Raw genomic sequence first — 18086 nt, forward strand, 5'->3', positions numbered from 1 at the left:
TTTAATCTGAAATTATGCAACAAATAATCAAGGCAACGCCAATCATATATCTGCTCACTGGATATGATCATCAAAAGCTCGAAGATATAAAGAATGAGTACGTCAAATGGATGGAGGAGGAAGGATTTCAAGTGAAACTGATAATCCCTCCAGTCAGACCAAAACCAAGAAAGGAGTTCGATTTGGAAGAACTGCTGCCTCTTGATCAAATAAGACATGATCGAGAGAGAGTTGCAATGTTCATCTACGACATTAATCAATGGGAGAAAAATGACAAAGTACTTTCACTCGAGATTCAACCATCAAATCCTGCGCATTCCATGTTGCGTGCAGCCATGATTAGCTCGTTTAAAGGCATCCCTTTTCTGAATATCAACAATCAGCCTAAATCACTGGCAGGTAAGTGGGGGGTCGAAGCTCATAGCTCGATTATAGAAGCACACAAATTTAATAAACCAAAAAATAGACTTAACATAAACCAGAAGTTAAGAAAACCAACCATGTTGCATGCAGCCATGGTTAACTTGTTTAAATGCATTCCTTTTCTGAGTGTAAAAACTCAATCAAATTCGCTGGCAGGTAAGTGGGGGTGCGAAGCGCGCAGTTTGATTATAGAAGCACGAAAATTTAATGAATTAAAAAATAGACTGAACATAAATAAGAAGCTGAAAAAATCAAAACAAAGTGATGAATTGAATAATAATTGCATTATTGAGGAAATTGAATATTATTATCGTAATAAATTCTTCAATATGATCTTCGAGTTGAACATTGGATATTATACAACTCCATATCCCAATCAATTCAATTCAAAGTTTAATGCCCCGGCAGCCAATAAAAAGCTCATTAACATTGCCATGGGAAAAAATATGTCAGCGCGTCTGCTGGAGTGTGTTATTGCTCATACAGTTCCTTCTGGTGACATTGTCGGGGTTCGTTGCATCAGTGAGGGTTTGTCTGATGCACTCGTGTTCGTTGTGTATCCACAGGGTAAGGCCGGCATACTCATTAAGCTCGCACCCTGGCTGGAGTCATTATGCGAGTTTGAGGGAATGCAGTTCGTCATTGGGCCGCGTCTCAAAACCTTTGTCGCATCGCTCGTAAACACAGGTGTTGGTATAGGGCCGGTATTCTACAGGGATGAGAAGGGCACTGCATGGGGCTCGATTGCGTATAATTTAGTGGGCTCGCCGGATCAGAGCACCAAGTTGGAGTCCCTGAAGACACTCATTAACAATACCTTGGGTGCCAGTGATCATGGCAAAGCGGACTTTCTTAGAGCTGGCGTAAGTAAGACGCTCAAGGAAGTGATTGTCCCCATACACGGCGCAAAGGAGAGTTTCACCTATGCAACAGATACGCTGTGGGGATGGCTTGGCACTTCACTGCCACCAGTGTTTACCGCGACGCTGGCCGAACCTACAAAAGACCCTAACAACACTATCGGATCTTTCAGGACAAAGGGGTATAAGCGCGATGCGGCATTTCGTTTGGCCGAATGTGAATGGAATAGCAAATGGAATGGTGAAGGGTCGCCCTGGATTGTGAAGCTGAAAGGCTTCATCTTGCTTGAGTTCGATATCAAGGATGGTGTTCACTCAGTAATCGTGCGGCATCCGGACCTGGGTTTTAGGATTGAGTGCATCGATACCAATGCTGTGCTCAGTTCCGCAGAATGGCCCCCCAAGTACATGAAGTATGGCTTTCCTGTAGAGCTATGTGTGAGTCCATTGCCAAACAATCGGAATTATTCTCTCTATGAAGAGGTTTTCGACTCGGCACAAAAAAACAAGCAGACTCCGAGGACTCCTCTGGATATGTTTTTTTATCGCTCTGCGTGCCAGAATATACTTCCGCCCCTGTCTTACACCTACTGTGCCCGGATGTCACCTATACATGGCGACCTCAATCTTTCTAACATCCTGTTTACCGACGGTATTGAACTGGGTTGGCTTATCGATTTTGATAGTAGTTGTATAAAAGGACTGACCGCCTTCGATTTCGCCAAGCTGGAAGTAGAACTGCTGAGTCATTTTCTGATACCTCGGTTGATCGATCTTTCTAGCCGTTACCCAAACCTTTGTGTTCTACGCAGAAAGAATAAATCATTCCCAAATGATTCAACCCTGTTGGCAAGTGTACTTAGTACACTCGATAGCCTGGATGTGAATCAGGACATCGTCGATCAGTGGAAGTTGATGTTAAACGACAAACAACTCTTGGGTAACGATCTCCATAATTCCAGTCTTGATCCTATCTGGGTTTTGCTGCGACTACTCGCAGTATTTAGGCGGGCTGCCATGAGCGCTTTGATCCACACTAAAGAGCCGCATGATCCTCATAGCAACCATGCGCCAAGCGATTTGGCATTGGCGATCTCGGCGTGTGCTTTCTCCGCGATTAAACATGCTGTAAAGCGTTCACGTAGAGATATTGCCGAAGACCTGGCGATAGTTTCCGAATGGTACGTTCGTCAGGCTATACCAGTTTTCAGTCCAAAAGAGGAATCCGGCAAAATTCCTGAAACCCTAGATGCTACTATGGAACCGCCTGAAACCCGTAAGACTTTGGAAACGTCTAGTCTAGAGCAGTTGGTGCTTATGGCTGGCCCTAAAGCTCGTTTGGATATTGACAAATCACTGCTATCTTTGTCAAAAAAGAAGTTGTCAGAGATTATTAATGAAATCGCGGCGACTAAAAAACCAAAGGTGGAATGGGATGTTAAAGCCTGGGATTTCGCTTCCACAGGATGCGTGGCGAACATCAGTCCCATTGTCGGTTATCTTTGGTTGATGACTCGTAATGACCTGCTTTCAAAGGGAGCAGAACATAAGGATAAAATCTGTGTGCCCAAGATCTCGTCACGCGGAGCTGGGGGTGGGACTGTCGATACCCTTGAAGCAGGTGGCTATCCTTTCTCTGGCGATTTCGAAAGAATAAAAAAGATTATTAAGAATACTAGCGGTGTATTCTGTAAACAAGAGGACGCTTTGGTGCGGGTTGATAAAGCGGCTATGGCGCGCCGAAAAGTACGAAACCTTATGAAGGATCCTAAGCTGATGCTGGCCTCGGTTCTCGCAAAGAAGCTTGTAATGGGCTGCCAACATGCCGTAATAGATGTCAAGCTGGGGCGTGATACCAAAGTAATACCGCTATCATTAAGTAGCAAAGAAGTCGGCATCGTCAGTGCGGACGCTGAGAGACTTATTTCGATTTTACCCAATGAAGCTGCGATCACGGCTGCGAAAGCCCTGCTAACCGAGGCGGGTCTAAGTTTTATGTCGAGTGACTCTACGGGTCATTTTCATGAGATCAAGACCAACGATGAAACGAGTGGTACAAAACTTGCCAACATGGAGACGCTGCGCCTTGTTTTTACCAGCGCCGATGTTCCACAATGCCAAGCAATCGGGCGAAACCTCATTCTATTGATGCTATTTCGTGAATTTGAATTACAGAGTGAAGAAAACGAAAGCAACAAGCCTTTTAATTGGGCGGAGTCTTATCGGGAGTTTTATCTCAAAGTGATTCCGGCTTCGCTAGATATCGTTGTATCTGAAGAAAATGAAAAACAGGCCAATGAAAGACTGCGTGTGGCATGGCAAAGACTCTTGACGCAATTGCCAAATCTAGCAAAAAAGAATGAATATGACGTATTCAAGCTGCAAGAACCGTTCAATACATTGAACGCAATAATCAACAATAAGGAGTGCAGTGTTCAGTCCTTGAATGGCCCGCTGGAAGCTAAAACATACCCAATTCCTGGCCAAGGACAAACAAAAGTGAACTTCATCGACGCTTATGAATTAGACGATTGGTTCGATGAGTTATGCAAAGGGGCATCAGGTGAGGATAGAGAAGTGGGTTTTTGGATGCATGTATTGCCAGGTGGTCAATACAAATTCGGAACACCATTCATCACCGTCTTCTATAACAAAGATCGGATAAACGCGTCCCGAATCGACCAACGTATGGCCAGATTCTTGAGTCGCGATAACGGTTACATAGAGTTATAGAAGCAAAAATGACACCTGGAATTCCAAAATGAAGACCCTGAGTTGGAACATACAATGGGCAAAAGGCATGGATGGGCGCGTTCAGCCTGAACGCATTGCTCAAGAGATCGAGCGTATTAACCCCGATATCGTCGCGCTTCAGGAGGTTTGCCGTAACTATCCGACCAACACGGGAGAAAGTCCCGCAGATCAGCCGGAATGGTTTGCTCGGCGATTTTCGCGGGCTGGCTACCAAGTCGTTTTCGGCGCAGCAGTGGATACCGTCGATGACGCCGGAGAACCCATGCAATTCGGTAATCTTATCCTGACGCGATACCCTGTCCAGCGCATACTGAAACATGTCCTCCCACACCCTGCAGATCCTGACAATCCGGGTTCGGCACGGTCAGCGCTCGAGTTGATGCTCTCCACGCCGAATGGACCTTTGCGTTTCACCACGACACACCTTTCATATCACTCCGTCCGGCAGCGCACTGCCCAAATCGACTATTTGCGCCATCGTCATGCGGAAGCGAGCCTCTGGTTCCATTTCCCGCCCTGCAAGCCCGACACTTCCCATACCCCGTTACGTACCACACCGGAGTCCTTACGGGCCATACTTTGCGGCGATTTCAATACCGATCCAGGTGATGTTGCGCTACAAATTTTAGCGAAAGCGTTTGATCTGGGTGAGTTTAAAGACCTCGTAGAGGCGAACAAGAACCCCACGAAAGTTGTTCCAGCCTTTCTCGACGCTTGGGAGGTCGCTCATCCGGGTCAACCACATGCTCCAACCCTGAGCGTTCACGACCCGCAACGATCTCCCATCTGCTTCGACTACTTCTACGTCAGTGAAGATTTGGTTCCTGCAATTGAATCGTTTGAGGTTTTCAAAGACACTATGGCATCGGATCATCAGCCATGCCTAGTCACCTTTCGCGGGGGCGGCCAGCCTCGATGCCTACCAGCCGGTAGCGCACCTCGCCTGGCCTTTGAGCTTCATGAAAACGGGACCGACGCCGTCCGAGCGCCAACGGACCAAGGTCGAGTTGCGGATGAACCAGGGTTTGGCCAGATCGTCCTGGGTGAGGCAAGTGGGTTGAGCAACGCTGAACATCGGCCCAGCAGCAAGACGGGAAGTTCGCATGTTTGACGGCTTACCCGATGTTTAACCCATGTTTAACATGGGAACCCAAGTAATTCCTGGCTTCCTTGCTGCATATTTTTCATCTTGTTGATTTAGTTTGCTTTTCTTTGCGCTCTGGTTGGCATTTGTTGTGCCATAATTTGCGTTGTGCCATAAAATATCTGGTGCTTTTCGCTTATCATGTTCGCATGTATATCCGCCAAACCCGCACCAACAACTCTTCCACCGGCGAGGAATACTTCACTTTCCGTCTCGTCCAGGGCCATCGCGTCGCAGGGAAGGTTCGTCAAGTCACCATCCTCAATCTTGGCCGTCATTTCCCTGTCCCTCGCGAATACTGGCCCCTCCTTTGCAGTCGTATCGAGCAACTTCTTTCCCCTCAAACCCAATTTGCTCCTATCGAGTGTCCAGATTCCATCGAAACCGCCGCTCAACGCTATTTCTCCAAACTCGTCGGTCGTACAAACGCCAATCCAATTCTTCCCACTACATCCACTACATCAGTCCATAATCTTCCTAGCGATGATTTATCGCAGCCCTCTTCAGAACTATCCATTTCATCAAAAATAGTTGTCAATAATTCCCCTGATATTCATGCGGTCGATATCAACTCTATCGAACTTACTCAGCCACGCAGTGTTGGTGTCGAAAATGTTGCTTTGCATGCCATTACCCAGCTCGGCTTGGTCGAAATGCTTACTCGCCTGAATGTCAATGGCGTTGCACGTGCGTGTATCTTTGGTTCCTTGATTGGCCGTATGGCTGCACCTGCTTCAGAGCGGGCTACTTGGGAATGGCTGAAGTCACAAAGTGCATTAGGCGAATTGCTTAATATCGATTTCAATGACTTTTCCCTTATTAACCTGTACAGGGCTTCGGATGTTTTGATCAAATACCGTAAAGACATCGAAGATCATGTCTTTGGTACGGTGAAATCATTGTTTGGTTTGGAAGAAACCATCACGTTGTATGACTTGACAAACACGTATTTCGAGGGACAGGCTGATGCCAATCCCCAAGCCCAACATGGGCGGTCCAAAGAAAAACGTACGGACTGTCCTCTGGTCACCTTGGGGCTGGTACTCGACGGCAGCGGCTTTGTACGCCGGTCCAAAACTTTTGCAGGCAATGTGGCCGAGGGGACAACCTTGGATGCCATGCTCAAGGGCCTACAGGCTCATGCTGGCGCGTTGGTCATCATGGATGTAGGCATTTACACAAAAAAATATCGATTGGCTTATTGAAAATAATTATCGCTACCTGGTGGTACGTCGTGGTGGTGTGCGTGAATTGGATGAAACACAGGTAGTAGAAACCCAGACAGCGGGTGGGGAGACTCTACGGTTACACAAAAAATGGAGCGAAGATGGCAAGGAAGTCGAGTTGCAATGCCATTCCAAGGGAAGAGAAGAAAAAGAGCAAGCCATGCTCAAAAAATCTTGTGAGGCATTCGAAGCAGGTTTGCAGACGGTGTTTGTCAAGAAAGATTTCCGATGGATTGGCATCGAATAAACCTCGCAGTGAAAAACGATTGAGCAAATTACCAGAACGTATAGGCCGACTCAAGCAAAAAAGTGCTGGAGTCAGTCAACATTACCAAATATCACTGATCCCAGATGAACAGGGCCTGAAAGCTACTGCATTAACATGGAAGAAGGAATTGGTGCCAGGAACGATGGCCACACATCCAGGGGTGTACTGTTTGCGCACTAATGAACTCAATTGGGATGAACAAAAGCTTTGGCATACCTATTCCATGTTGACAGATATTGAGAGCGTATTCCGCAGTTTGAAAAGCGAATTGGGGCTGCGTCCAGTATTTCATCACAAAGAAAATAGAACCGATGGGCATTTGTTCATTACGGTACTGGCATATCAATGCGTACAAGTCCTTCGCAAAAAGCTCAAGGCATCCGGAATCCATGACAGTTGGGCAACACTGCGCAAGACGTTACAGGTTCAACAACGTGTCACAACAAGCATGCGGGCCAGTGATGGGCGGACGATTCATGTCCGCAAGAGCACGAAAGCAGAGACAGAGCTGACGCGGATGTACCAAACGCTGGGCCTCGACGGAAACCCCGGTGGCACCAAAAAACTGATCGTCTGACGTGAAATAACGAGTAAATCAGCAGCTCCAAAAACTGAAGCAGTGTAAGTTGCTGATCCGCAATGACTTTTTTGGGTATGTGTTAAACATGGGTTACGCTGACCGGAGAGTCGATGCGCAGGAAAAATCCGGCGGCCAAAGGAAAAGTCGACGACTAGGCCAACAGGATCAGGGGGGGGCCTCCGGCGGCCTGGCAGGGGCCTATGAAAAAAAACCAAAACCAAAAAGGCAAATTCAGCCGAGAAAACAGCTCGGCATAAACTCAAAACGCGCAACACCGACCACCCGGTCACGTTCACCGGAATCGCCGGTCACGTTGCCGGAATCAGCGGTCACGTTCGCCGGAATACGCAATAACGGGCAAAAGATGCGGATCAGCCGAGATTTCCGGGCTGATATTTCCCTGCCATAACTCCACTTGGCATCTCGTCAAACACGCGCTCAACGGCTTGAACGATGGCTTCCCAGACTTCAGGCTCGGCCAGCCAGGGCATCTCTTTGGCCAACACATTCGACAGCTTGCCTTGGTTGGCGTCCACCGACCGAATGATGCGATCAATCTGCATGTCTGGCATCTCGACAATTTCTTTGATCGCAGCCCGGGCCTGAGCGTGTCTCTGCATGTAGCGCGACTCTTCGCGCATATCCTCACGAATCGTGCGCACCAGCACATCGGCCAGATAGACCACATGGCGCGTCAAATCCAGGTATCGCCACACCGGCCGCCCTATTGGCTCACCCTTGAACACAAAGTTCGATCGGATGCCGTCGGGGTAAGTGGTCTGCACGGCGGCAAACTCGTAGGTGCCCGCCAGCATGCCCATCAACGGGCGCGAGATCGTGTCCAGGATTCGATCGTAGGCCCGCCGCTCTGCCGAATCGCTGGTGATCAGGGACGAGACTGGCAGGATCATCGGCTCCTTGACGATCCCATCACGGCGCAACACATCGTTCACCAGAAAACGATGCACCCGCCCATTGCCATCTGCCAGCGGGTGCATGTAGACAAAACCAAAGGCCAATACCGCACTGCGCATCACCGCCGATTGCCCCTGGGTGCGCTGCCAAAACACAGCCAGCCCTTCGAGCATCGCCTGCATGTCGCCAGCGGGTGGAGCCACGTAATGAACCACCTCCTGGTAGCGAACCACCTCCCCCACAAACACGGGCGACTGGCGAATACCGAACTGCTGCAGCGTGGTGCGCCTGCCCAGAATCTCGGATTGCAACTGCGCGAGCGATGCATCGGTGAGCGGCAACGCTCCATCGCCGGTTCGCCGCGCCAGCACATCGGCAAAACGCTGAATGCGATCCGATTGATCGGCCTCGCCTTCTATCGCAAAGCTCGATTTGCTTTCTCGCAGCGTCATCCAGACGGCCGAGCGCATGAGCACATCTTCCCCAAATTCCAGTGCCAGGTCGTTCAGAAGCCCCGGGAGGTCCACTCCCGCCGCTTCTTCAAGATCACCAGTCTTGCGAATGATGGGACAAAACGCTGGCGAGCCGGGCAGGTTGTCCCGCACACGCCAGCGGCGGTTGGATATAGATTGGCCAGGGGAGGCGGCCACCAGTTTGCGCGCATCCAGGACATCGACATAAGGGCCTGCGATGGGCACCTGCACTTCCAGTTGGCGCCCCGTTAGCCATTCGTACAGAAAGCCGGACTTTCTGGCATATTGACCACTGGGTTCATCATGGATCCAAGCCACCAGTTCGGCCGTATCGACCCGCTCGAACAAGCGACTCAGCATTTCCAGATGCAGCACCTCGTGCTTGAGGTGGAAAGTCAGGTGACCACGCAAATTCGCACTGGGCCGCATGCTTTCCACAAAGGTCTCTGTCTTGATGCCATCGGCCAGCAGCGATGTGCGGCGCCCGCCAATGCGGCTTTGCACGGCCAAAGGCATGACGAGTTGGATGCCATACCGAGCCACTAGCCAAGCACCACCGACTGCGTTGGGAGTCTCCATGCCGCATTATGCGAAAAAATGATTTTGTATGCGCAAAAACAGTATGAAAACTAATTTTTTGCGCAAAAACGTACTTTCGCATCCTCGCTCATGACTGGGATGGCCACCCCGAGCGCCTAGGAAAAATTCGCCACGTTCAAGGTCATCCAAGCCGCCCCCGACTGCTTCTCCACCACGATCTGCTGGCCGTCCAGCCGGTAAGTCAGTGGGCAGTTGTCCCTAGGGTTGGAAAGCACGGCCGGATTGAAGATGGCCAGGTTCTCCCCTGCAGGCCTACGAACCGACTGCGTCAGCAGGCCGGGGTGGCCCTCGCGGTGAATCCTCGCACCCACCGACTGGCAAAACGCGTAGTCCGACAGATGCAAAAGATCAGGGTATTCACCGGCTGTTTGGCGGAAGTCCCAAAGAGCTGCACTGCACGCCACCCAGTACACCTTGCGCTCAGCGATGACCGCCATCCGCTCGAATCCAGCATCACTGAGCAAGCCGCGACTAAAGTGGACCCCGAATTCAAGACAAAAATTTCAGATGTCCTTCAATCCAGGGGATCCAGAATCATGAGTGAAACGAAGAAGCGCAAGGTCCACACCGCAGAGTACAAAGCGAAGGTGGGGTTGGAAGCCTTGCGCAGTGGCAAGACCATCAACCAGATTGGTCAGGAATTTGATGTCCACCCGGTGCAGTTTTGCCAGTGGAAGAAAGCCATCCAGGAGTAATCCAAGACACTTGGCACCGGGGCGAAGTCCGCAAGAATCCGCTCGAACCGGCGCATATATGCGGAACTTCAAGAAAAATGCCCAACTGCATTCACAGTTGGGCATTAATTTTGTGGTGACCTGTTGACCATGTGCTGACGACTGGCCTCCCGAGCTTATGAGCATTGGCGCGGGTTGCTGCGGGTTGGAGCAAATTCTCTGGAATTCCCGGACAGTTGAGTCGGGGAATTCCATCGAAAAAAATCAGTTGCTCCGCAGTCCGATTGCCACATCCCGGAACGAAGCCAATGCGGCTTCCAAGTGGTCAATGATCTCCTGCTGTAAAACATCTGGGGGCGGTAGATCATCAAGGTTGTTCAGGCTGTCGTCCTTGAGCCAGAATATGTCGAGACTGGCTTTGTCGCGTGCCATCAGTTCTTCGTAGCTAAAGAACTTGAATCGTTCTGTAGCAATGCGCTCGTGGCGATTTTCCGGGTTGTAGCAGGTGATGAAATCCTGCAAATCGTCCAGCTTGAGCGTGCGCGTCTTCAACGTGAAATGCTTGTTGGTGCGCAGATCGTAGAACCACATTCCCTTGGTATGGATCTGTCCGTTCTTGGGTTTGGCATCGAAGAACACCACATTGGCCTTCACGCCTTGGGCGTAGAAGATGCCTGTGGGCAAGCGCAGAATGGTATGCACATCGCAGTTCTCCAGTAGCTTGCGGCGAATCTTTTCACCCGCACCACCTTCAAACAGTACGTTGTCGGGCAACACCACGGCCGCTTTGCCGTCCACCTTCAGCATGCTCACGATGTGCTGCAGAAAGTTGAGCTGCTTGTTCGACGTGGTTTCCCAGAAATCCTGCCGCTCGTAGGTCAGCGCCTCCTTGTCCTCCTCACCTTCTTCATTGGTGATGGTCATGCTGCTCTTCTTGCCGAAGGGCGGGTTGGCCAGCACGTAATCCACCTTGCGCTTGGGCTCGGAGATCAGGGCATCAGAACGCTCAACAGAAGGTTCGCCGTCCAGCTCGCCAATGTTGTGCAGGAACAGGTTCATCAAGCACATGCGGCGCGTGTTGGGCACGATTTCATTGCCGTGGAAAGTCTGGTCACGCAGGAATTCTTTCTGACGCTTGTCCAGCTTGGCACCCGGACGTGTCAGCCAGTTGTACGCGCCCAGGAAAAAGCCGCCCGTACCGCAGGCCGGGTCGGCAATAGTTTTCATGGGTTCGGGTCGCACGCAGGCGACCATCGCTTCGATCAGCGCCCGTGGCGTGAAGTACTGGCCTGCTCCGCTCTTGGTGTCTTCGGCGTTTTTCTGCAGCAGGCCCTCATACAGATCGCCCTTGGTGTCGGCGTCCAGGCTGATCCAGCTTTCGGCATCAATCAATTGCACCAGGCGTGAGAGCTTGGCTGGGTCCTGAATCTTGTTCTGGGCTTTGAAAAAGATCGCGCCCAGCATACCCGGCTCGTTGCCCAGCTTGTGCAGCGTGGCGAGGTAATGCGCCTCCAGTGGTTCGCCCACCTTGGATGTCAGGCTGGACCAGTCGAAGCCCTTGGGGATGTGGGTGTCGCGGTTGTAGGGTTCCTGCGCGTATTCGTGCGCCAGCTTCAAAAACAGCAGGTAGGTGAGCTGTTCGAGGTAATCGCCATAGCCCACGCCGTCGTCGCGCAGGGTGTGGCAGAAATTCCAGACTTTCTGGACGAGGGTGGAAGTGTTCATGCGTGTATTCAGTGACGCAGCCATGTCAGGGAAGAATGCGCAACTGCCGCAATGCAGTCCTCAACTCATCCTCCAGCGATTTGAAAGCAGCAAGTTCGCGAAGATTGTTCAATGAAATCGTTTCACCAAGCGTATTCAGATATGGAGACGTACCTTGTTTGCGGCGGCGCGCTGACGGCTGCGTGGAAGCGAAGGCCCCCTTGAGGATAGCTTTGGGATCGGGCACTGCTTCTGCATGCCGTCGAGCCGGCAAACCAAGCACATCGTTGTCCAGGCTGGTGCCAAAAGTGCTCCGAATTGCGTCGCCGTCAGCAATCGCCCATGCCTCGGTTTCCCGAATGGGGACGACAGCCACGCCAACGCCGTCCTGCGTGACACATTGACGTAAGAGCGCCAGCCCGGGTTCAACCTGTTCGCGGCGTGCACGTGGGGGGTCGTTGGCACCATCGGCGTGGATGAAGAGAATGCGCCAGGCTCCTTGCGCCAGTTTCGCTGCAGCAAGAATGCGCTGCTCGCGTGACTCACCCTCTGTACCTTTCGGATGGTTCAGCGCCAAAACCTCGCTCACATCTACCGGCGTACAAGCTTCGCGCATGCAGAGGTCTTCGCACAGCCGTTGGAGCAGCGCGCGTAAAAAATAGTAGTCCGTTGGGCCTTCCGCATACAAGGCGAGACTCAGGTATTGCATGCTCAGGCCTCCGCAGTCGCAGTTTCGAGCACAGTTCGTACTTCAAAGGCAGACACGAATGCCTGTGCAGCCGGTGCGGGGTCGAACAACTCATCCTGCGTGCGAGGACGGACGGGGCGCAGGCGTGTCTTGCGCCTGATTTCCCGACTCCCTGGATCACTGACCGACGAAGTGTCGGCGAACAAAATAGCACCGTCTATCGGATGCAAATCCTTGTCAATCAGGGCGGATAGCACCACCGGAGAATGACTGTTGAGCAGCAACTGACTTAACGGTGAAGCCGCATCGTCATCGGAAAAATCGCCAGGGCTGCTAACCATGTCACGCAGTCGCTGAACCAGCAATTTCACGCGCGCTGGATGCACACCGTTTTCTGGCTCCTCGAAGCAAACCAACCCACGGTGACGCGGGTCGTGCAGCAGTGTCAGAAGCGCCAGCACCCGCAGGGTACCATCTGAAATCACCCGCGACGTAAACGGCAGACCATCACGCATGGTCAACTCGATGCGGTATTCGCGGCTGGCATCGTGCAATTGAGTCTCCAGACGCATCACGCCGGGTATCAGTTGATTCAGCTCTGCAGCAATATCACGCAACACCCCCTGTGGGCGTGTGTCAGACAACGTTTGGGCCTTGAGCTGCGCCAGAACCGCAGCAAGATTGGAACCATCGGCATTCAGCACATCGGAGGCCGTGACAGGCACCGGCCTGCGCAACAAGGCCGGGTCGAGCTGCAGTAGGCGCCAGTGACGCATCTCTTCACGCAAGGCAAACAGATGCGGAAATTCGGCATTCGTCACGCTGTAGAGCATCGTGGCCTCGGCGGCGCTGGCGGGTCGATTGCGCCCGGACTTTCCATCTTGGTGAATGTTGAAGGTCAAGCCTTCTAAGCGTTCCTCAGTCGTGAGCCAGGGTTTGCTGCGTGCGTATTTAAGGTGTTTGGCACGAAATGCAGTCGTCGGGCACATGGCTTTCGCCCATCGGTCATCCTTGCGCAGAATTGGCAAGACAGCCTCACGGGCGACCTGGATTCGCTCAACGCCTGGTCGAATCGCACGCCACTCCAGAGTTACCTCATATCGCATTCGAGTATGGGTGACTTTGACCTCACTTCCCCACGGGTCGCGCACGACGGGATCGACGAGGACTTCAGCCGCCAGACTGATCTGACGCGAACGCCCAGAAGGTATCTGGCGAAACAACTCCAGAGGCTCTCCGCGCATGTCCTTGACAGCCTCGGCCACATCGCGCGTGGCTAGATTGGACAGCAGCTGAATAACATCGAACAGATTGCTTTTGCCCGCAGCATTGCTGCCCACGACTGCAGTAAAGGGGGCCAGGTCAACTACCTGCTTCTCGAACGTCTTGAATCCATCAATTTCCAGGCGCGTCAGCATTGGTTTTCCTTCTCAAATTTTTTTATGGGGGGTCGTGCCACTTTGCGTCCACGCGGTTTTTTAACTGCATCCTGCACCGCCCGCTCGGCACGGATGCGTTCCAGCAGCACGCTGACCGGTTCGTCGTTCGGGTCTTGCGGCACCAGTTGACCTGCAAAGGCGGCGCGCAGGATGTTTTGGCGTTGGGCGGTGGATTGTTGGAGGCCAAGCTCAACTGCCTGCTCTTGCTGAACAATCTGTTCGATCTGCAATTCCAGTTGTCTCAGCAACTCGCGCTGTTCATCTGCTGGCCCCAGCGGGACAGGGAACATTCGCAACATGGTCATATTGATTGACGCGAGGTTGGTCGTTTGCTTGCCTGCATTTTGGAACCACGTTTTTCCAAACGTGTTGCCATGGTGCGAGATCAGCTCAGGCAGTACCTCTGGCCGGTATGGGCGCATCCGGAAAACATGGTTTTGATGGATACAGTCTGCAACCTCATCGCGCCAAACCCAACCACGCCCCAGTTTGTCGCGGTCGCCCCCTTCGTTGAACAACACATCACCGTCCTTCAAGGTCAATTCGGCAATGTCGCGGTCTGTTGCCAAAATGGTCTTCACTTCTGACAAATCTAAAAAACCACGCTGGACATTGGCTACGCGCAGATAAGGCACCTCGCGGACTTCGATGTCAGCACCAATCTTGCTGCCCTTGGCTACGCCGGATGCAATTTCACCAAGCATGTCCAAACTGGCCCACACCCACCCCTCCGGTAATTCTGGCAAATCACTGGTATCCGGCTTCACCGGCTCGGGGTATTTCTTCTGCCAATCCTTGGGCGGGGTTTTGCCTTGCTCCTTGAACTTGGCGACTTGTTTGGCTTCCCATCGGGCGCGGCGTTCCTGCAGGATGCGTTCGAGCAGTTGGGCACCGGTTTCGGCGGGCGTGTGCTTTGCTCGCCACTCGGCGGTGAGCGCGCCTTCCACGGCGGCTTTCAGCAGCGATTGCCGGTATTGCCCCAGTTTTTTCTGCGCGGCCTTGAGTTCGGCCACACCGGCATCGAGATCGGAGAGCAGTTCTTCGAGTTTGGCGACGATGCGGGTTTGTTCGGCAAGCGGGGCAACTACGAGGGACTGTTTTCGTAGATGTTGATAGTGTCGGCCGTAACCACGGTTTTCCAAATCAATGGTTCCAAGTTGGGAAAATAAGAACTCAGGATTCCAGATGCGAGTAGCCACAAAGAGCTTTACGCCATCCGCCCCAACTGCGAATGGAAATTTCACAAATTTGAAACGGCGCGTGTGATCCCCGAAAACAATAACTGGTGCCTGAGCGCAGACCACAGCATTCAAATCATTTGTGTAACCACCGATTAGTCCTTCACCCTGATCAACCACTGCTAACTTTCCAGAGGGTAAGTAGACCTTCTGCTTTATCCGAAGGCCACGATCTGAAATAACTTCAATGGCTTCATCGAAGTCTATTTGTACCCACCCCTTCGGCAACCCACTCACGCCACAAACTCCATATTCATTTCATTCATAAAGGTATCCAGTTCCTTGCCAAACAAGCCCCAGGCTTTCTGCAAGCCACCCTTATCGGCCAACTCGGCGTAATCAAAATCGTCGCGGCTGATGCTGCAACTGCTGGCGATGTGATCTTTCATCAGGCGCAACCATTCGGTCTGCTCGGGCGTGAAGGCCGTGCCGCGCTGGGCGTTGTGCCGGAAGATCCATGCCTGAAAGCGTTTGTCCACCTCGTCGGCAAAGGGTTTGAGTTCGCCGTCCAGCCCTAGCGCAAAGCGCACCAAAGAGACCAGATCGGTAAGCTGGCGTTTGCGATCTGCGCCTTTCACGGCTGATGTTTGTACGCGGGCATACGCGCTCCACAAGCGTTCGGTGGTGAGCATCAGTGGCGGCTTGCTCAGGTGCTCGTGCAGGTCTTCGATCATGTCGAAGGTGAATGCACGGCGCTGGTAGGGCTGTTGGTAGAAAAAGCCGAGGGCGGCAATTTCGTCTTTGTGCGCGGCGATGTAATCGGCAAAGTTCTGGATCACCGCCTTGGCCTGCGCTTCGGCCTGTTCTGAGAAGCCGCTGAACGTCACCTGATCGAGGTTGATGTGGTCGATGAGTTGCTCGCGCTCTTGGCGGGCGCTTTCGATCTCATCGCGCAGTTCGGGTTTATCAAAGGGTGCGCAGGCAGCGGCCACACGCTCGGCGCGGGCGGCTTCCATTTCTTCGGGCAGCAGGGTGTCCTCAGAGCGCGTGATCCCTTTGGCCTGGGCTGTAGCCAAGGCGGCTTGGACGATGGCATCGGGGTCCAGCGCGGCAATCAGCCCTTTGCCGAGTTCCCCCACCGGAATGCCGCCGGAGATTTTTTCGATGCGCGCCTGTGCCTTGTCGTCCAGTTGCTTGGCCAGGCGTAACAGGCGGTTGGCGAGCGAAAGCACGGTGTCGTCGTCGCGGCTGCCCATCGCCACGCCTTGCAGCAAGTCCTTCAGCGCCACGCCGGGTTTTTTCTCCAACGGGCGGCTTTCGGTTTTGAGGCTTTTCTCCACGCCCACGGCGTCGATCAGTACAAAGCGGGTTTTGGCCCCATCTGCGCTGTTACTCACACGCTTGAGGCTGTCGCCATCCAGGCTGCGCACACCTCGGCCCTTCATCTGCTCGTAGTAGCCCTTGCTGCGCACGTCGCGCATGAAGAGCAGCACTTCCAGCGGTTTGACATCGGTGCCGGTGGCGATCATGTCCACGGTGACAGCGATGCGTGGGTTGTAATCGTTGCGGAAACTGCTGAGGATGCTGTCGGCGTCTTCCTCGGCGCGGTAGGTGACTTTCTTGCAGAAGGCATTGCCTTGCCCGTACACCTCACGGACGATGTTGATGATGTCGTCGGCGTGGCTGTCGGTCTTGGCAAAGATCAGGGTCTTGGGTGTTTCTTTGCGTGCCGGGAAAATCTGCGTTTCGACCGCCGTTTTCATGGCTTGAATCACCTGCCGAATTTGGCTGGTGTTCACCACAGACTTATCCAGCTCCTTGCCCGTGTAGGCAGTGTTTTCTTCGGTTTTGCCCCAGCGTTTTTTGCGGGTGGCGCGGTCGCGATGGTCCACCCATGCCTTGGCCTTCAGCTCGGCGCCTTTCCGGGTGATTTCGGTTTCGATCTCGTACACGTCATAGCCGACGTTGACACCGTCGGCAACCGATTGTTCATAGGTGTATTCGGCGACGATGTTTTCGTTGAAAAAGCCGAAGGTGCGCTTGTCGGGGGTGGCGGTGAGGCCGATCAGGCTGGCGTCGAAGTAATCGAGCACCTGTTTCCACAGGTTGTAGATGCTGCGGTGGCACTCGTCGATGATGATGAAGTCGAAGGTTTCCACCGGCACGGCCGGGTTGTAGCGAACGAACTTTTCCTGTTGGGCGGTTTGTTGTACTTCGTTGAGCGACACGTCTTCAGCCGATTCGTCAATCGGCTCACCACTCAGGATGGAGTACATGCGCTGGATGGTGCTGATGCACACCTGCGAGTGCGGGTCGATGTTGGGTGAGGCCAGCCGCTGCACGTTGTAGAGCTCGGTGAATTTGCGGCCATCATCCGGCGGCGTGTAGGCCATGAATTCCTGATGGGCCTGTTTGCCAAGGTTGCGGGTATCGACCAAGAAAAGAATGCGCTTGGCACCGCCAAACTTAAGCAGCCGATACACCGAGGTGATCGCCGTGAAGGTCTTGCCGGCACCAGTCGCCATATGCACAAGGGCGCGGGGTTTGTTCAGCGCAAGCGACTTCTCCAGCCCGGTGATGGCGCTGATCTGGCAGTCGCGCAGATTCTGTTCCGGCAGTGTGGGCATTTGCTCTGCCAAGCGGCGGCGCAGGGTGGATGGCAAGTCGCTTGGCAGCGGGGGCTGAGCCAGCCAGGAGGCCAGCGTTTCCGGCTTGAAGAAATGGAAGATTTCACGCGAGCGCGGCGCTGGGTCGGCGTTGTCGGTGAAGCGGATGATCTGGCCAGTGGCTTCGAATAGGAAGCGCAGCGGCATGTTGTCCTTGCGCCATTTGAGGTTGGCGGTGGCGTAACGCTGGGTCTGATATTCAACGACGGTGATGTTTTCGCCCGCGCTGTCTTTCTTGGCTTCGATGACGCCCACGGCCGCACGATTGACGAACAGCACGTAATCCGCCGGGCCGGTGTCGGTGGGGTATTCGCGCACAGCAACGCCGACTGCTGCACCGAGGTTGAGCTGCTTCACGTCCTGAATGACCCAGTTGGCCTGCTCCAGCTTCTGGTCTATCTGCTGGCGTGCTTTGGTTTCTGGTGTCATGCGTGCTCCCCTCGCACTGTGAGCGGGTCTATCGACCACTCTCCATCGCCCGTGGTCGATCGAAA

At 53.1% G+C, this 18086-nt stretch carries 12 protein-coding genes and 2 pseudogenes; 7 read left to right on the plus strand and 7 right to left on the minus strand.

The features are described from left to right. Positions 1–14 precede the first annotated feature (14 nt). From CENROD_RS12095 to CENROD_RS13780, 6 genes are read left to right on the plus strand one after another with little or no spacing between them, the layout of a single operon-like run. A complete protein-coding gene (locus CENROD_RS12095) occupies positions 15–4016 on the plus strand; it encodes a thymidine phosphorylase (protein ID WP_022776678.1) in 4002 nt (1333 codons plus the stop codon). 28 nt (positions 4017–4044) lie between these two features. After that, a complete protein-coding gene (locus CENROD_RS12100) occupies positions 4045–5148 on the plus strand; it encodes an endonuclease/exonuclease/phosphatase family protein (RefSeq protein ID WP_022776679.1) in 1104 nt (367 codons plus the stop codon). Positions 5149–5207: 59 nt separating this feature from the next. Then, positions 5208–6386 (plus strand): IS1634 family transposase, encoded by a 1179-nt coding sequence (locus CENROD_RS14155; protein WP_202961160.1) that lies wholly within the window; start codon positions 5208–5210, stop codon positions 6384–6386. Between the two features lie 37 nt (positions 6387–6423). Further along, positions 6424–6654 (plus strand): hypothetical protein, encoded by a 231-nt coding sequence (locus CENROD_RS14160; RefSeq protein ID WP_202961161.1) that lies wholly within the window; start codon positions 6424–6426, stop codon positions 6652–6654. Next, positions 6617–7252 carry an IS1634 family transposase gene (locus CENROD_RS14165; protein ID WP_202961162.1) on the plus strand — a complete coding sequence of 212 codons (636 nt, stop codon included), beginning with the start codon at positions 6617–6619 and terminating at the stop codon, positions 7250–7252. The genes CENROD_RS14160 and CENROD_RS14165 overlap by 38 nt, the downstream gene beginning before the upstream one ends. Positions 7253–7301: 49 nt before the next feature. Then, a complete protein-coding gene (locus CENROD_RS13780; RefSeq protein ID WP_151194636.1) occupies positions 7302–7664 on the plus strand; it encodes a hypothetical protein in 363 nt (120 codons plus the stop codon). On the opposite strand, the gene CENROD_RS12110 is transcribed toward CENROD_RS13780, so the two are convergent. Together CENROD_RS12110 and CENROD_RS12115 are read right to left on the minus strand one after the other, a co-directional pair. Next, the gene (locus tag CENROD_RS12110) at positions 7627–9222 is read right to left on the minus strand and encodes a Fic family protein (protein ID WP_022776681.1); all 1596 of its coding nucleotides are present in this window, start codon (positions 9220–9222) and stop codon (positions 7627–7629) included. The two genes, CENROD_RS13780 and CENROD_RS12110, sit on opposite strands and share 38 nt — an antisense overlap. 116 nt (positions 9223–9338) lie before the next feature. After that, positions 9339–9728 (minus strand): annotated as a pseudogene (locus tag CENROD_RS12115) (RES family NAD+ phosphorylase); the annotation flags it as partial. A 51-nt stretch (positions 9729–9779) separates the two neighbouring features. Here CENROD_RS12115 and CENROD_RS13785 point away from each other — a divergent pair. Continuing rightward, positions 9780–9935: pseudogene (locus CENROD_RS13785) on the plus strand (IS3 family transposase); the annotation flags it as partial. A 246-nt stretch (positions 9936–10181) separates the two neighbouring features. On the opposite strand, the gene CENROD_RS12125 reads toward CENROD_RS13785, so the two are convergent. Genes CENROD_RS12125 through CENROD_RS12145 form a run of 5 tightly spaced genes read right to left on the minus strand, consistent with a single transcriptional unit; the run spans position 10182 to position 18021 of the window. Further along, complete coding sequence (locus CENROD_RS12125; protein ID WP_338010373.1) at positions 10182–11666, minus strand: class I SAM-dependent DNA methyltransferase; 1485 nt, start codon at positions 11664–11666, stop codon at positions 10182–10184. Between the two features lies 1 nt (position 11667). After that, positions 11668–12330, minus strand: coding sequence for a DUF4276 family protein (locus CENROD_RS12130; protein WP_022776685.1), 663 nt, complete (start codon positions 12328–12330; stop codon positions 11668–11670). A 2-nt stretch (positions 12331–12332) separates the two neighbouring features. Next, positions 12333–13727 carry an AAA family ATPase gene (locus tag CENROD_RS12135; RefSeq protein WP_022776686.1) on the minus strand — a complete coding sequence of 465 codons (1395 nt, stop codon included), beginning with the start codon at positions 13725–13727 and terminating at the stop codon, positions 12333–12335. Further along, entirely contained in the window at positions 13721–15223 is a 1503-nt protein-coding gene (locus tag CENROD_RS12140; protein ID WP_151194637.1) for a restriction endonuclease subunit S, read from the minus strand. The genes CENROD_RS12135 and CENROD_RS12140 overlap by 7 nt, the downstream gene beginning before the upstream one ends. Further along, entirely contained in the window at positions 15220–18021 is a 2802-nt protein-coding gene (locus CENROD_RS12145) for a type I restriction endonuclease subunit R (protein ID WP_022776688.1), read from the minus strand. The genes CENROD_RS12140 and CENROD_RS12145 overlap by 4 nt, the downstream gene beginning before the upstream one ends. Positions 18022–18086: the final 65 nt, after the last annotated feature.

It is taken from the genome of Candidatus Symbiobacter mobilis CR (assembly GCF_000477435.1).
Taxonomy (GTDB): Bacteria; Pseudomonadota; Gammaproteobacteria; order Burkholderiales; family Burkholderiaceae_C; genus Rhodoferax; species Rhodoferax mobilis.

Coding starts and splice junctions, on each gene's coding strand:
- CENROD_RS12125 (WP_338010373.1), bottom strand. CDS start 11,666: ATGGCTGCGTCACTGAATACACGCATGAACACTTCCACCCTCGTCCAG.
- CENROD_RS12130 (WP_022776685.1), bottom strand. CDS start 12,330: ATGCAATACCTGAGTCTCGCCTTGTATGCGGAAGGCCCAACGGACTAC.
- CENROD_RS12100 (WP_022776679.1), top strand. CDS start 4,045: ATGAAGACCCTGAGTTGGAACATACAATGGGCAAAAGGCATGGATGGG.
- CENROD_RS12095 (WP_022776678.1), top strand. CDS start 15: ATGCAACAAATAATCAAGGCAACGCCAATCATATATCTGCTCACTGGA.
- CENROD_RS12110 (WP_022776681.1), bottom strand. CDS start 9,222: ATGGAGACTCCCAACGCAGTCGGTGGTGCTTGGCTAGTGGCTCGGTAT.
- CENROD_RS12145 (WP_022776688.1), bottom strand. CDS start 18,021: ATGACACCAGAAACCAAAGCACGCCAGCAGATAGACCAGAAGCTGGAG.
- CENROD_RS12135 (WP_022776686.1), bottom strand. CDS start 13,727: ATGCTGACGCGCCTGGAAATTGATGGATTCAAGACGTTCGAGAAGCAG.